Origin of the sequence: Polynucleobacter sp. (assembly GCF_044342855.1) — a bacterium.
GTDB lineage: Bacteria > Pseudomonadota > Gammaproteobacteria > Burkholderiales > Burkholderiaceae > Polynucleobacter.
In genome coordinates, this window is the sequence record NZ_JBIIPA010000003.1 from 48,524 (window position 1) to 64,202 (window position 15,679).

The window sequence follows — 15,679 nt, forward strand, 5'->3', positions numbered from 1 at the left end:
CGCTCTATTTATTTAAATGCTCAATGACTACCGCAAGACTTACCACCGGCAATACTCATTGGAGTGTCGCGGTCCAGACCAGCAGCGGCTAACTTATCCAAATGCTCTTTCCAAAGTGCCTCATGGTTCTCACATAAAAATTGCAAGAAATCCCAGGTATATAAACCAGAATCATGCCCATCAGAAAATGAAGGCTTCAGAGCGTAATGGCCTACCGGCTCAATATTGGCGATGAGCACCTCACGCTTACCAGTTTGCAAAGTTTCTTGCCCTGGGCCGTGACCCTGCACCTCGGCTGAAGGAGATACCACCCTCAAGAATTCAAATGGAAGACGATATGTATTGCCATTGTCATAACTGAGCTCTAGTACTTTTGACTGCTGATGCACTACAACATTAGTTGGAATCATTAAACCAATACCCTCTCGATACCACCTTGGTTTACCTTGGAAACATAATCCTGCATCCAATCAGGGCCTAATAATTTTTGCGCCATTTCAACGACGATGTAGTCAGCTGTCGTACCACTATCTGCATCAAAGCGAGTGAGGCCTTGCAGGCAAGATGGGCAGCTAGTCAGCACTTTGACATCACCAGTGAAATCATCTTTGCGCAATTCATTGGCGCCCTTCTCCATTTCAATCTGCTTACGGAAACGTACTTGAGTTGAAATATCGGGACGTGTTACTGCAAGCGTTCCAGATTCACCACAACAGCGATCATTCTTCTGAATCGCCTTGCCATCTTCTGACTGAATCAACTCATTCACCGTCTTCAATGGATCTTGCAATTTCATCGGCGAGTGGCATGGATCGTGATACATATACTTCACGCCAGTCACATTCGAAAGTTTGACACCCTTTTCAAGCAAGTACTCATGGATATCAATAATGCGGCAACCTGGGAAGATTTGCTCAAACTGATAGCCCGCCAACTGGTCATAACAAGTGCCGCATGAAACCACAACTGTCTTGATATCCAAGTAATTTAGGGTATTAGCTACGCGATGGAAGAGAACACGATTGTCCGTAATCATCTTCTCCGCTTTATCAAAGTCGCCATTGCCACGCTGTGGATAGCCGCAACAGAGGTAACCCGGAGGCAACACAGTCTGCACACCGACATTCCACAACATGGCTTGTGTAGCTAAGCCTACCTGAGAGAACAAACGCTCAGAACCACAGCCCGGAAAATAAAACACGGCTTCTGTATCTGCAGAAGTTGTTTTTGGATCACGAATAATCGGAACGTAGTTCGCATCCTCAATATCCAAGAGCGCACGAGCTGTTTTCTTAGGTAAGTTACCAGGCATCTTCTTATTCACAAAGAAAATGACCTGCTCTTTTATGTTTGGCTTTGTGACCGTCGCAGGCGGATGCGCAGTTTGCTTACGCGCCAATTTACGGAAAACATCATTGCCCAAACGCTGAAGCTTGTAACCCCACCCAATCATGGTTTTACGGACCATCTTGATTGTGTCTGGATCAGTAGCATTCAAGAAGAGCATGGATGCTGCTGTCCCAGGATTAAAGCGCTGCTGACCCATCTTGCGCAACAAGTTACGCATATTCATTGTCACATCGCCAAAATCAATATTGACTGGACATGGTGTCAAACACTTATGACATACAGTGCAATGTGCCGCCACGTCATCAAACATCTCCCAATGACGAATCGATACGCCACGACGCGTTTGCTCTTCATATAAGAAAGCTTCAATCAATAAAGAAGTTGCCAAAATTTTGTCACGTGGGCTGTACAGCAAATTAGCACGCGGTACATGTGTAGAGCAGACCGGCTTGCACTTACCGCAACGTAAACAATCTTTCACGCTATCAGCAATCGCACCAATATCACTCTGCTGCATGATGATGGACTCATGCCCCATCAAACCAAAGCTCGGAGTATAGGCAATGCTGAGATCAGCATGCGGCATCAACTTGCCTTTGTTGAAGCGACCCTCAGGATCGACGCGATTTTTATAAGCGCGGAAATCCTTCAGCTCTTCTTCAGTCAAATACTCGAGCTTCGTAATACCAATACCATGCTCACCAGAAATCACACCATCTAGTGAGCGAGCCAATTTCATAATTCGATCAACAGCGCGGTGTGCATCTTGCAACATCTCGTAGTCATCTGAATTCACCGGAATGTTGGTATGAACATTACCGTCACCAGCATGCATGTGCAATGCTACAAACACGCGCTTGCGCAAAACATTTTTATGAATCGCTTCTAGCTCATTGAGGATAGGCTCAAATGCTAAGCCGCCAAAAATAATTCGGAGCTCAGCACGAACTTCTGTCTTCCAGGAGGCGCGTAGGCCGTAATCCTGCAAACCTGGGAAGTAGGTATCCATCTCCTTGAGCCATACAGACCAATTTGTCCGCACTTTACCAATCAACTCTAGCGCTTGCTGTACACGATCACCCAAGATTTCAGCGCTAGGAATTTCATAGTCTTCATCGTTCTTGCCAAGCGGCAAGGGACTCTTCTTCAGAAAAGCTTCTAGGCCATCTAAAACTTGTAATTTATTTTTAAGGGAGAGCTCGATATTGATGCGCTCAATACCGTTGGTGTATTCGCCCATGCGCGGCAATGGAATCACCACATCTTCATTGATCTTAAAGGCATTGGTATGACGGGCAATCGCAGCAGTGCGCGCACGATCCAACCAAAACTTCTTGCGTGCTTCAGCACTTACCGCCACAAAGCCTTCACCCACGCGGTTGTTGGCCATACGCACGACTTCACTTGTTGCTGCCGCTACAGCCTCTTCATCATCACCAGCAATATCGCCAATCAATACCATCTTAGGTAAAGCATTGCGCTTGGATTTAGTCGAGTAACCAACCGCCCTCAAATAGCGATCATCTAAATGCTCTAAGCCAGCAAGGATTGGTCCGCCATTCTTACTCAAGCCATCAAGATAGGCTTTGATTTCTACGATGCTAGGAATCGCCTCTTGCGCTTGACCAAAAAACTCCAAGCAAACCGTGCGCATGAACTTCGGCATGCGATGCAAAATCCAGGTAGCGCTGGTAATGAGTCCATCGCAACCTTCCTTTTGAACGCCAGGCAGACCTGATAAAAACTTATCCGTCACATCCTTACCTAAACCTTCTTTACGGAAGCGCTTACCTTCTACTTCTAAAATTTCTGTTTTTAGAATGCGTTCACCTGGCTCACTCGAACCATCAGACCATGTCAGCTGAAAGCGTACTTTTTCTGCAACGTGAATTTTTCCCAGATTATGTTCAAGGCGTTCGACATCAAGCCAATTACCCTCTGGATCCACCATGCGCCAGCTGGCTAAGTTATCAAGTGCAGTACCCCACAAGACCGCCTTCTTACCGCCGGCATTCATAGCAACGTTGCCACCAATGCAACTGGCATCAGCTGAAGTCGGATCGACCGCAAACACAAGCCCAGCGAGCTCTGCAGCATCTGAGACTCTGCGAGTGACTACACCAGCTCCAGTAAAGATCGTAGACACTTCATGATCTACGCCTGGCAAACGTTTGAGCTTAACTGCATCAATTTGCTCAAGCTTCTCGGTGTTAATCACTGCCGACATAGCGTAGAGAGGAATAGCGCCACCGGTGTAACCAGTGCCACCTCCACGAGGAATGATGGTTAAACCTAATTCAACGCAAGCTTTAACTAGGCCAGGAATTTCAGACTCATAGTCCGGCTTCAACACTACCAGCGGAAACTCAACACGCCAGTCCGTTGCATCGGTTACGTGCGCTGCACGTGAGACACCATCAAAACAAATATTGTCAGAAGCGGTAATGCGACCAAGCTCTTTGCGGGCACGTTTACGAATCTCTATAACTTCCTTAAAGCCCTGCTCAAAATTTTCAACCGCACGATGTGCGGCTTTCAACAAAATCTGAACTTGCTCAGCGGATTCGCCACTAGATCTTTTCTTTACTTCGCCAAGGCGATGCCATAGAGCGTCAACCAATAATTGACGGCGATTGGCGTTATCCAATAAATCATCTTGCAAGAAAGGGTTGCGCTGCACCACCCAGATATCGCCCAAGACTTCAAACAACATGCGAGCTGAGCGGCCAGTTCGGCGAACTCCACGCAAATCATTCAGAACGCGCCAAGACTCCTCGCCCAATAAGCGAATAACGATTTCACGATCGGAAAAGGAGGTGTAGTTGTAGGGGATTTCGCGAAGGCGGGGTGAGCCCGCTTCCGCATCTAGAAACTGGTTCAAAGCTAATGGAGCGTTCATAGCGTCATATTTGATAAATATGCATTTTAGTTGAGGGATCTTTATATTGGCAGGAATCCAAGAAAGATGTTGGCCCAAGGCGATAAACCCTTGCAAATCTAAGGGCTTAGAGCCCATTCATGGTACGCTCATCGCATGGCAACGAACTATTTAAAGAAAATTTTATCGGCCCGAGTCTACGATGTGGCCAGGGAAACAGAGCTCCAAGTAGCCCCCGAACTCACCAAGCGCTTAGGTAACCAAGTTTTGCTCAAAAGGGAGGATAACCAGCCGGTTTTCTCCTTTAAATTGCGTGGCGCCTATAACAAAATGGCCCATTTACCCCCAGAAGCCCTAAAACGGGGGGTTATTGCAGCTTCAGCAGGCAATCACGCCCAAGGCGTAGCCCTAGCGGCAGCCAAAATGAAGTGCAAAGCAGTCATCGTGATGCCCCTCACCACCCCCAGCGTCAAAGTTGATGCTGTAAAGGCGCGTGGCGGCTCTTGGGTAGAAGTGATTTTGCATGGCGAATCCTATAGCGATGCCTTCAAATACTCTGAGCTTTTAGAGAAAAAACGGGGTTTAACCTTTGTTCATCCATTTGATGACCCCGATGTCATCGCAGGACAGGGAACGATTGCCCAAGAAATTTTTCAGCAGTATCAAGAGCCTATCGATGCTATTTTTGTCGCTATCGGTGGTGGTGGACTTATTGCTGGCATTGGCGAATACGTCAAAGCAGTCAGCCCAAAAACTAAAGTAATTGGTGTTCAATCCGTAGACTCAGATGCAATGAGACGTTCGCTCGAAGCCAACAAGCGCATTGAGATGAAGGATGTCGGCCTCTTCTCCGACGGCACGGCCGTAAAGCTGGTCGGCAAAGAAACTTTTCGGATCTGTAAACGCGTAGTAGATAACATCATCACTGTCGATACTGATGAGATCTGCGCCGCCATCAACGATGTCTTCACAGATACCCGCAGCATTCTGGAGCCCGCTGGTGCTTTAGCCATTGCCGGCATGAAGAAGTACGTCGAAAAGCACCGCCTGAAAAAGAAAACATTGGTAGCGATTGCTTGTGGTGCCAACATGAATTTCAGTCGCCTTCGCTTTGTCGCTGAGCGTGCCGATGTTGGTGAATTCCGCGAAGCTGTTTTTGCTGTGACTATTCCAGAGGAGCGTGGCTCCTTCAAGCGCTTCTGCGAATTACTTGGCAATCGCAATGTCACTGAATTTAACTATCGCATCGCCGATCAAAGTGAAGCGCATATTTTTGTGGGTATTGGCACACAAAAGGCGACTGACAGCACTACTATTGCAAAGCATTTTCGTAAAGCAAAGTTTGCAACTATTGATCTGACACATGATGAGCTAGCGAAGTCCCACTTGCGCCATATGGTGGGCGGTCGCTCTACGCTCGCTCAAGATGAACTCCTCTACCGTTTTGAATTTCCAGAGCGTCCAGGTGCGCTGATGAAGTTTCTTACTAGCATGGCGCCTAATTGGAATATCAGTCTTTTCCATTACCGCAATCATGGCGCAGACTACGGTCGCATCCTGGTAGGTCTTCAGGTTCCCAAGAATGAGCAAAAGAAATTCCAAACTTTCTTGGCCTCACTTGGATATCCACACTGGAATGAAACTGATAACCCAGCCTATCGTCTGTTCCTTAAATGAGATGTAACACGTAATGTCATACACACTCACCGGAAAACTCGTCGTTGCGATTTCATCGCGTGCTTTGTTTGATTTCGAAGAAGAGAATCGTATCTTTGAATCTACTGATGACAGCGCTTACATGAAACTGCAATTAGAGCGCTTATCTAAAGCAGCTCAAACCGGCGTTGCATTTCCATTGGTAAAGAAGTTGCTCGCTTTTAATGAAGAAGGTGAACAGCGCGTTGAAGTAGTCATTCTCTCCCGCAATGACCCAGTTAGCGGCTTACGCGTATTCCGCTCTGCTGAGCACCATGGCCTGCATTTAGAGCGTGGCGTATTTACTAGAGGCCGTCCGCCTTATCACTACCTGCGCTCGCTACATGCCAACTTGTTTCTCTCGGCCAATGAAGATGATGTACGTGCAACGATTGATGCAGGCTTTCCTGCGGCGCGCGTTTATCCAGAATCCAGCAAAACCGCAGAGTCTCACCCGAATGAAATCCGTATAGCATTTGACGGAGATGCCGTTCTTTTCTCCGATGAAGCGGAGCAAGTATTTCAGAGCGAAGGCTTAGTAGCCTTTGTGGATCATGAAAGCAAGAAAGCTGCGATCCCTTTACCGCCAGGTCCATTCAAGCCTTTGCTAGAAGCGCTGCATCGCTTGCAACGTAGTACCAGCGAAAAAGGTATGCGTATTCGTACCGCCTTAGTTACCGCTCGCTCTGCACCTGCACATGAACGTGCCATTCGCACCTTGATGGCCTGGGGTATCGACGTAGATGAAGCCATGTTCCTCGGTGGACTCTCCAAGAGTGAATTCCTCCGCGAGTTTGAACCAGACTTTTTCTTTGATGACCAAACAGGTCACTGCCAATCCGCTGCATCAGTAGCACCTACTGGTCACGTTGTATCTGGCGTCTCTAATAAACCTAAAAGCTAATGTCCACCATTCCACTTGGCCAGGCAACACAATATCCCGATCAATATGATCCGAGCCTGCTCTTTCCTATTCCGCGTTCCGAGAATCGTCTCAAACTCGATATCAAACCCAATCAAGCATTGCCTTTTGTAGGCGTTGATATTTGGAATGCCTTTGAGCTTGGCTGGCTCAATAAAAAAGGGAAACCCCAGATCGCTTTGGCAGAGTTTCAGATTCCAGCAGACTCGCCCAACATGATTGAATCCAAGTCATTCAAGCTCTATCTCAATAGTCTGAATAGCGCCCGCTTTGAAGATGAGGCCGAAGTGCGCGAAAGATTGATTACGGATTTATCCGCAGTAGCAGGCGGCAAAATTACAACTCGCATTAATCCAACTGAAGCGGTTGCCAAAAAAGGAATGCAGGAGATGAGTGGCGTTCTCATGGACCGTCTGGATATTGAGATCGATCCGAGCCTGTCTGCCGATCCTAGCCTGCTAGAGGTAAATGAATCTTTTGGGCCGATCGAGCAATGTTTGGTTTCTCATCTACTCAAATCGAATTGCCCGGTGACCGGTCAACCAGATTGGGCAAGTGTGCAGATTCGCTATCAGGGTCGTCCAATTTTGGAAGAAGGTTTACTCCGCTACCTGATCGGATTCAGGCAAAAAGGTGAGTTTCATGAGCATTGCGTTGAAACTATCTTTTGCGATATCAAGCGGCAGTGCAAACCGGAGAAACTTTCTGTCTATGCGCGTTACACACGACGCGGTGGATTAGACATTAACCCTTTCCGCACCGATCACAATGCGCCTTGGCCAGACAATACCCGCCACGCTAGGCAATAACTAAGGCTCGAGCACCTGTTTTGATGGTGCTAAGCTGGGACCGTAAATCAGCTCAAGATTTTTTTGAATACTCGGCACTTGCGAGAAACAGCTTTTAACTAATGCTGGGCTTGCATACCAAGCTTCACTGCCCTTGGCTTCATCAACAAATGATTTCATCACGATGGCGCTATCGACATCATCAAGCCCAGCCGTCTTCAGTTTTGTAAATCCCGAAGAACAAGCTTTTGCCAAATCAGAGCCTTCTGCTTTGGAAATCCGTTGCAGCAAACTAGGGGCTGAACTATTTAAGATCTGCATAAAATTTTGGCCCGAGCCAGGCATTTGGAAATTCAAAATATATTCAGATGAGAGATTTTCTCGACTTGCCAATCCCTCGATGTGGGAGACTGTCGGGTAAAACATGCTGCGGAAAAATTGAAATTCCAGCTTCACAGTAAATAGCAATTGCTTTTCTGATTTGGGGTCTTTTTGTAATTGCAGAATTTGCTTGTCAGTAAGATTGCCAACACTTTGATCGGCTTTGTAAACCAGCATTTCAACTGCTTGAATCCCTTTGCGTAATTCTGACCAGTTAAAGGTCACCGGGACCTTAGCATCAACCATTCCCTGCAAAAGACTATTCGCTTTCTTTTGGGTCTCACCCACTACCGAATTTCCTACTGTTGCTGAAATCCCGCCAATCGCAGCTGCTGAACCCCCAGTCGCCACAATTGCAGCAGCCCCCAACAGCAATTTGGCTGACCCAATGAAATCCTGATTAGAGTCGCTCGAACTTCGAACATTCAGCACCAAAGAGAGTGCTCCTGGGTTGAATAGGGAATAAGTTCCCAGCACCGTCATGGGTACTATGGATAAAGGAGTGGTGCTCAATGAGGCGCACTCAGAGCCACCCTCTCTGCCATCAAAGGTAGCAATGGGAATTTCTAACTTATCCAGCTTACCCTTGAAGCCCTGAGTCACAACTGACAACACGAGCTGCGTTTTATCGGATCCCCAAAAACTACGGCTAGCCATTTGCGTACAACTACTCACAGGAATCACTTCCGAACTAATCGTGAGGTATCCATCATTGCCTCGACCATCATGCAACCAATCAGGAGGGTCCCCTTTGACAAAAGAGGGGTTCATATCTGGAAAGAAAAATGGCGCCGCAAAGGACGATTGAGGCAAAGCTGCAATGCAAATGGCTATACATGCCAAAAGTGGAGATTTGATTATCCCTGGGAAATTCATAGGCACATTTTAAGGTGAATACTGAGAATCAAGCATTTGCATGTACCTGTATCTAAAAGAAAACCCCAGGAAGCGCATGCTTGCTGGGGTTAATCGCTACGCAGTCAAATGACTGCTTACGTACTAATTAAAATGGAATATCGTCATCCATAGCACCGAGGGATGCAGCATTTGAAGATGCTGGTGCAGACTGCTCAGCCGGCTTTGAGCGGCTATAGCTTTCACCACCATCACCACTGCCACCTACTGGCTTGCCACCAAGCATTTGCATTGTTTCTGCAACGATCTCAGTGGAATATTTTTCCTGGCCACTAGCATCAGTCCATTTGCGTGTACGCAAACGACCTTCTACGTAAACCTGTGAACCTTTTTTGAGATATTGACCAGCGATCTCTGCAAGCTTTCCAAAGAATGCAACGCGGTGCCATTCTGTGGTTTCTTTCATTTCGCCAGACTGCTTATCTTTGTAACGATCTGATGTCGCTACTGAAATGTTTGTTACGGCGTCGCCGCTTGGCATGTAACGTGTTTCTGGGTCGCGCCCTACGTTACCTACGATGATGACTTTATTTACCGAAGCCATGTTGTCTCCCGAAGAAAAATACTGCTGTTATTACTGCTAAAAATAAACTGCTCGCTTAAATTAAACCAATGAAGCTACGGTTATGTCTTTGCCGCTATATCCTTTGATGCTGTGACTCTCGTTGGCATTTCGCCCATCGACCAGGCAATTATAAGCCAGCATAAAAGTAGCACCGCGCCCATCACAAAGACCGATAAATCACCATGGCTATCCATCAGATAACCCCCAATTACAGCGCCTATAAAGAGGCCAATTGATTGAGTTGTGTTGTAAACGCCCAATGCAGTACCTTTAGATTCTTTGGCAAAGCGGGATACTAATGATGGTTGCAAGGCTTCAAGTAAGTTAAAGCCCACAAAGTAAATCAATAAAGCAATTGCGATGGATGTAATCGAAGCGGTATTTGTAAACAACACTTCAGCAATCAAAAGCAAAACAATTGCCACTAATAGGATGGTTCTTAATTGCTGCTTCTTTTCACCAAAAATCAGAATTGGTGCCATCAAGAAAAAAGATAACAAGACAACTGGAAGATAAACCTGCCAATGGGATGCTAATGGCAGACCCGCTTGCACCAATAAACGCGGCACTACCAAGAACATCGCTACTTGAGTTGCATGCAATACAAACACGCCTGCATTCAGACGCATTAACTCAGGACGCAAAAATACTTCTTTCAAACTGGCTTGTTGCAGCTTGGCCTCAGGCTTGGTGCTTGGTAGAACGCAGTAGGCAACAAACATCGCCCCAATACCCAACACTGCCAGCACTACAAAAATTCCACTCAAACTAATTAAGCGATAGATTGGCGCAGCAATCACAAGCGATAGCGCAAATGAAAGTGCAATGCTGCCACCCACCAATGCCATGGCACGAGTGCGAACCTGCTCACGCGTTAAATCAGCAACCCAGGCGGAGATCGCAGCTGAAACCGCGCCAGCGCCCATTACCCCGCGACCGATAGCAATCCAAAGAAGATCGTCTTGAGCTGCGCAAATTAAGGCGCCCGCTACAAATAAAGAAAGTCCCCATAAAACGACTGGTTTTCGGCCAATGCGGTCAGAAAGGCGGCCTAAGGGGATATAGAAGCAGGCCTGAACAATATTGAAGATTCCAAGGGTTAATCCAACCCAAAGGGCATGCTCGCCACCAGGCAAGCCCCGTGCATGAATGCTGAAAACCGGCAAAAGCAGGAAAAAGCCCAGCATACGGAGGCCAAAGATGCCTGCTAAGGCCAGAGTGGAGCGAAGTTCAGAAGGATTCATGGGAAAGGGCTATATTAACAAGTTACGCTAAAAAATCATGAATAACGAAATTAAGATCCGCGGTGCGCGCACGCACAACCTCAAAAACATCAATCTAGATATCCCTAGAGAGAAATTGGTCGTTTTGACCGGCCTATCTGGCTCTGGCAAAAGCTCTTTAGCTTTTGACACCCTGTATGCCGAAGGTCAACGTCGCTATGTTGAGTCACTATCTGCCTACGCACGTCAGTTTTTGCAGTTAATGGAAAAGCCAGATGTCGATACGATCGAAGGCCTCTCCCCCGCAATCTCGATTGAGCAAAAAGCAACTAGCCACAACCCCCGCTCAACCGTAGGTACGGTTACGGAAATTCATGATTACCTGCGTTTATTGTTTGCCCGCGCTGGAACACCACATTGCCCAGATCATGATTTGCCACTAGAGGCACAAAGCGTTTCTCAAATGGTAGATACCGTTTTGGCCATGCCGGAAGATACGAAGCTCATGATCTTGGCTCCAGTAGTCAGCGAGCGCAAAGGTGAGTTTGTCGATTTATTCCAAGATCTACAAGCGCAAGGATTTGTGCGCTTTCGTGTCCGCTCTGGTGGCGGCACAACCAATACTGCTAAAGCAGAGATCTTTGAAGTTGATCAACTACCGACTCTAAAGAAAAACGATAAGCACTCTATTGAAGTGGTTGTTGATCGCATTAAAGTGCGTCCGGATATTCAGCAGCGTTTGGCAGAGTCGTTTGAGACTGCATTGCGCCTTGCTGACGGCAAAGCCATGATCGTCAATATGGATACCGGCAAGGAGATGATTTTCTCCAGCAAATTTGCTTGCCCAATTTGTTCGTATTCCTTACAAGAACTAGAGCCACGCCTCTTCTCGTTTAATAACCCGATGGGTGCGTGCCCATCCTGTGATGGCTTAGGCCACCAATCTTTCTTCGATCCAAAACGGATTGTTGCTCACCCCGATTTATCGCTAGCATCTGGCGCTATCAAAGGTTGGGATCGTCGCAATCAGTTTTACTTCAAACTCTTACAGACACTGGCCAAGCATGGTGGCTTTGATGTCGAGAAGCCTTTTGAGACCCTGAATAAGAAACAACAAGATCTCATTTTGCTGGGCTCAGGTGATATCACTATTCCATTTGAATACATCAATGAGCGCGGCAAGAATAGTATTCGTGAGCATGCTTTTGAGGGCATTGTTGCCAACTTCGAGCGTCGCTATCGTGAGACTGAATCATCAACAGTTCGTGAGGAATTGTCACGCTATCAAAATGTACAAACTTGTCCAGCATGTAGTGGCAGTCGTTTACGCAAAGAAGCTCGCTTTGTCAAAGTGGGTGACGGCAAGCAATCACGCGCCATTTATGAAATCAGCGCCCTGCCTTTAAAAGAAGCTAAGGAATATTTTGAGTCTTTAGAACTCAAAGGTGCCAAACGAGAAATAGCTGACAAGATTGTCAAAGAGATTGGTTCACGCCTACGCTTCCTCAATGACGTGGGATTGGACTATCTCTCTCTAGAGCGTAGTGCCGACACCCTCTCCGGTGGTGAGGCGCAGCGCATTCGCCTGGCCTCTCAGATTGGTTCTGGCCTGACCGGTGTCATGTATGTATTAGATGAGCCCTCCATTGGATTGCATCAGCGCGATAACGATCGACTCATCGGCACTCTGAAGCATTTGCGCGATCTAGGTAATAGCGTGCTGGTAGTTGAGCATGATGAAGATATGATTCGCGCCTCTGACTATGTCATTGACATTGGTCCTGGTGCTGGCGTTCATGGCGGTGAAGTCGTCGCAGAAGGCACTCCCGCAGAAGTTGAGGCCAATCCAAAGTCCTTAACTGGTGCCTACCTATCTGGTCGCGAATGGATTGCCGTTCCAGAAAAACGCATTCCAGTAAATGACAAGTTTTTAGAAATCATCGGCGCACGTGGCAACAACTTGCAATCCGTTCACGCCAAGATTCCAGTCGGCCTACTAACCTGCGTCACCGGCGTATCTGGCTCTGGCAAATCGACACTAATTAACGACACGCTGCACCACGCAGTTGCGCAACATATCTACGGCTCGAATGCAGAGCCGGCAGCACATGACGTAATCAAAGGCTTAGAGAATTTCGACAAAGTCATCAGCGTAGATCAATCCCCAATTGGCAGAACGCCTCGCTCTAACCCAGCGACCTATACCGGATTATTTACACCAATCAGAGAGCTCTTTTGCGGCGTACCCGCTTCACGCGAGCGCGGTTACGAAGCAGGACGTTTTTCTTTCAACGTCAAAGGTGGTCGTTGTGATGCCTGTGAAGGTGATGGCGTCATTAAAGTAGAAATGCATTTCTTGCCCGATGTCTATGTACCTTGCGACGTTTGTCACGGCAAACGTTATAACCGCGAGACTTTAGATATTCGCTACAAAGGTAAGAATATTCATGAAGTGCTCTCGATGACTATCGAGCAAGCCCACGAGTTCTTTGAAGCAGTTCCCATCGTTAAACGTAAACTCAAAACCTTGCTCGATGTTGGCTTAGGCTACGTCAAGCTAGGTCAAAGCGCCACGACCTTATCTGGCGGTGAAGCGCAACGCGTCAAACTCTCGCTAGAACTTTCTAAACGCGATACTGGCAGAACTCTTTACATCTTGGATGAGCCAACTACGGGCTTACATTTCCATGATATTCAGCTACTACTGAGTGTTCTTCAAACCCTCAAGAAACAAGGCAATACGATTGTCATCATTGAGCACAATTTAGACGTGATCAAAACTGCCGATTGGATTATTGACTTGGGTCCTAAAGGTGGCGCTGGCGGCGGACAGATTATTGCTACTGGTACACCAGAAGAAGTTGCTAAGAACGAAGCTAGTTTTACTGGTCACTACTTAGCGCCACTGCTAGTTCGTAAACCAGCGCCCGCCAAAAAGAAAAAGTAACTCAAACTAAATCCGTTGAATTACATCATCCAAGCAATTTAGATTCGGCTAAATCAGTCGCCTCTGAATTGCCTGAAAGCACCAAGATGTCGTTAGCTTGTAAACGCAAGTCTGGGGTGAGCTCTAATTTGACATAGTCAGAGCCGCCCACTTTTCGTCTGACTGCTTGTACGCTCACACCTTCATTTTCAAGATGCAACTCTTCAAGAGTCTGCCCAATACTGGCTGACTCAGGCAGCAAAGTCACTGAATGCAAACGCCACGATTCCTTGGAGTCCACCTCATCGGCAACACCACGGAAGTAGCCACGCAGAAGGCTATAACGAGCTTCACGTGCACTTGTAATACGACGTACGACCTTACGCATGGGGACGCCCATCATCAACAAGACGTGTGAGGCCATCATGAGACTGCCTTCAATTAACTCGGGGACCACCTCTGTTGCGCCGGCAGCTTGCAGCTTTGCTAAATCTGCATCATCTTTTGTGCGTACTAATACAGTCATGCCAGGGCGAAGATGCTCGACTTGATGCAATACTTTCAATGTTGCCGGAGTATCCGCGTAGGTGATCACCACTGCTTTTGCTCTCGATAAGCCGGCAGCCACTAAATAATTTTCTCGGCTGGCATCACCATAGACTACGTTGTCACCAGCGGCAGCGGCCTCTTTCACGCGATCTGGATCCATGTCTAAAGCAATGTAGGGAATTTTTTCTTGATCGAGCATGCGAGCCAAGCTTTGCCCTGAGCGACCAAACCCACAAATGACGACATGGTTTTCTGTGCGGACACTTTTTGCGGCAACACGTGTCAGTGCCAACGATTGCAATAACCACTCATTACTAGAAAAGCGCATCGCAATACGATCGCTGTGTTGAATCAAGAAAGGTGCACCAAACATCGAGAGCAACATCGCTGCCAATACCGCCTGACTCAAAGCGGGATCAATTAAATCCAAGCCATCGATTTGATTTAAGAGAACGAAACCGAATTCACCAGCCTGCGCCAAACACAAACCCGTTCGAATAGAGATTCCAGGACTTGACCCAAAAGCACGCGACAGTAAAGCAATCAAACCAAACTTAAAGACCAGAGGTCCAATCAGCAAGAGAAGGACGAGCATCCCCTGTTGATAGATCACCTCAAAATCCAGCAGCATGCCAACAGTAATAAAGAAGAGGCCTAGGAGCACATCCCTAAATGGCTTGACGTCCTCCTCCACTTGATGACGATAAGGCGTCTCTGCAATCAACATGCCTGCCAAGAAAGCCCCAAGCGCTAGCGATAAGCCAAAGTGCTCAGTAAGACCTGCCATACCCAAAACAATGAGTAAGAGGTTAAGCATGAAGAGCTCTTGGGAGCGCAACTTAGCAACCAAACTAAACCAACGACTCATCAAGGTTTGGCCAATTACAAAAATCAGAACCAATGCCACCGTAATCTTGATGGATGCTGCCGTGAGCGCCAAGAATAGGTCTCCGGGATTCTTGCCCAGCGAGGGCAACAAAATCAACAGGAATACCACTGCCAAATCCTGGAATAACAAAATACCGATGATGTTGCGTCCATGCTCAGTTTCGATTTCTGAGCGATCAGAAATGAGTTTGGTGACGATGGCGGTTGAGGACATCGCCAAGGCACCCCCCAGAGCAATGGCAGCCTGCCAAGAAATGGGGTAAATCCAGTTCATTAGCAAGCTAGCAGGGACCGCCAGGAGCATGGTCAAAATGACCTGACTGCCGCCCAAGCCAAATACGATGGTTCGCATAGCCCGCAACTTATGGAGATTAAATTCCAGGCCAATCGAGAACATCAAGAAAACCACACCGAATTCAGCCAAATACTTGACTGTGGCGGAATCATTGGCCAAACCAAGGGCGTGCGGCCCAATGAGGACGCCGATGGCTAGATAGCCCAAAATAGGGGGTAGCCCAAAATAGCGGAAAATAACTACCCCGGCCACTCCGGAGGCCAGCAAGATGAGAGTTAACTGAAGGACTGACGGCATATACTCA

Annotated in this window: 10 protein-coding genes; 4 read left to right on the top strand and 6 right to left on the bottom strand. The window is 47.4% G+C overall.

All coding sequences use genetic code 11. The features are described from left to right. Positions 1–20 precede the first annotated feature (20 nt). Positions 21–410, bottom strand: a complete 390-nt coding sequence (locus tag ACIQZ3_RS01915) for a gamma-butyrobetaine hydroxylase-like domain-containing protein (protein WP_397389892.1) — start codon at positions 408–410, stop codon at positions 21–23. Beyond that, complete coding sequence (locus ACIQZ3_RS01920) at positions 410–4,249, bottom strand: DUF3683 domain-containing protein (protein ID WP_397389893.1); 3,840 nt, start codon at positions 4,247–4,249, stop codon at positions 410–412. Before ACIQZ3_RS01920 ends, ACIQZ3_RS01915 begins: the two co-directional genes overlap by 1 nt. 135 nt (positions 4,250–4,384) lie before the next feature. Here ACIQZ3_RS01920 and ilvA point away from each other — a divergent pair, with 135 nt between their 5' ends. From ilvA to queF, 3 genes are read left to right on the top strand one after another with little or no spacing between them, the layout of a single operon-like run. Further along, positions 4,385–5,905 carry a threonine ammonia-lyase, biosynthetic gene (gene ilvA, locus ACIQZ3_RS01925; protein ID WP_397389894.1) on the top strand — a complete coding sequence of 507 codons (1,521 nt, stop codon included), beginning with the start codon at positions 4,385–4,387 and terminating at the stop codon, positions 5,903–5,905. Positions 5,906–5,918: 13 nt separating this feature from the next. Beyond that, the gene (locus ACIQZ3_RS01930) at positions 5,919–6,827 is read left to right on the top strand and encodes a 5'-nucleotidase (protein WP_215333972.1); all 909 of its coding nucleotides are present in this window, start codon (positions 5,919–5,921) and stop codon (positions 6,825–6,827) included. Next, positions 6,827–7,654 (top strand): NADPH-dependent 7-cyano-7-deazaguanine reductase QueF, encoded by an 828-nt coding sequence (queF, locus tag ACIQZ3_RS01935; protein ID WP_397389895.1) that lies wholly within the window; start codon positions 6,827–6,829, stop codon positions 7,652–7,654. Before ACIQZ3_RS01930 ends, queF begins: the two co-directional genes overlap by 1 nt. Here the strand turns inward: queF and ACIQZ3_RS01940 are convergent, their stop codons facing one another. The 3 genes from ACIQZ3_RS01940 to ACIQZ3_RS01950 form a co-directional block, all read right to left on the bottom strand. Next, positions 7,655–8,890, bottom strand: coding sequence for a hypothetical protein (locus tag ACIQZ3_RS01940; RefSeq protein WP_397389896.1), 1,236 nt, complete (start codon positions 8,888–8,890; stop codon positions 7,655–7,657). It lies immediately after the preceding gene. Positions 8,891–9,017: 127 nt separating this feature from the next. Beyond that, positions 9,018–9,473, bottom strand: a complete 456-nt coding sequence (gene ssb / locus ACIQZ3_RS01945) for a single-stranded DNA-binding protein (protein ID WP_215333974.1) — start codon at positions 9,471–9,473, stop codon at positions 9,018–9,020. Between the two features lie 80 nt (positions 9,474–9,553). Beyond that, complete coding sequence (locus tag ACIQZ3_RS01950) at positions 9,554–10,738, bottom strand: MFS transporter (RefSeq protein WP_397389897.1); 1,185 nt, start codon at positions 10,736–10,738, stop codon at positions 9,554–9,556. Positions 10,739–10,775: 37 nt separating this feature from the next. Between ACIQZ3_RS01950 and uvrA the strand changes: the two genes are divergently transcribed. Continuing rightward, positions 10,776–13,664, top strand: coding sequence for an excinuclease ABC subunit UvrA (gene uvrA, locus ACIQZ3_RS01955; RefSeq protein ID WP_397389898.1), 2,889 nt, complete (start codon positions 10,776–10,778; stop codon positions 13,662–13,664). A gap of 25 nt (positions 13,665–13,689) precedes the next feature. Here uvrA and ACIQZ3_RS01960 read toward each other — a convergent pair whose 3' ends face one another. Continuing rightward, complete coding sequence (locus ACIQZ3_RS01960; RefSeq protein ID WP_397389899.1) at positions 13,690–15,672, bottom strand: monovalent cation:proton antiporter-2 (CPA2) family protein; 1,983 nt, start codon at positions 15,670–15,672, stop codon at positions 13,690–13,692. Positions 15,673–15,679 lie beyond the last annotated feature (7 nt).

Bases quoted from the DNA above. Each gene is read 5' to 3' on its own strand.
- ACIQZ3_RS01930 (WP_215333972.1), top strand. From the start codon at position 5,919: ATGTCATACACACTCACCGGAAAACTCGTCGTTGCGATTTCATCGCGT.
- ACIQZ3_RS01940 (WP_397389896.1), bottom strand. From the start codon at position 8,890: ATGAATTTCCCAGGGATAATCAAATCTCCACTTTTGGCATGTATAGCC.
- ACIQZ3_RS01915 (WP_397389892.1), bottom strand. From the start codon at position 410: ATGATTCCAACTAATGTTGTAGTGCATCAGCAGTCAAAAGTACTAGAG.
- ilvA (WP_397389894.1), top strand. From the start codon at position 4,385: ATGGCAACGAACTATTTAAAGAAAATTTTATCGGCCCGAGTCTACGAT.
- queF (WP_397389895.1), top strand. From the start codon at position 6,827: ATGTCCACCATTCCACTTGGCCAGGCAACACAATATCCCGATCAATAT.
- ACIQZ3_RS01960 (WP_397389899.1), bottom strand. From the start codon at position 15,672: ATGCCGTCAGTCCTTCAGTTAACTCTCATCTTGCTGGCCTCCGGAGTG.
- ACIQZ3_RS01950 (WP_397389897.1), bottom strand. From the start codon at position 10,738: ATGAATCCTTCTGAACTTCGCTCCACTCTGGCCTTAGCAGGCATCTTT.
- ACIQZ3_RS01920 (WP_397389893.1), bottom strand. From the start codon at position 4,249: ATGAACGCTCCATTAGCTTTGAACCAGTTTCTAGATGCGGAAGCGGGC.
- ssb (WP_215333974.1), bottom strand. From the start codon at position 9,473: ATGGCTTCGGTAAATAAAGTCATCATCGTAGGTAACGTAGGGCGCGAC.
- uvrA (WP_397389898.1), top strand. From the start codon at position 10,776: ATGAATAACGAAATTAAGATCCGCGGTGCGCGCACGCACAACCTCAAA.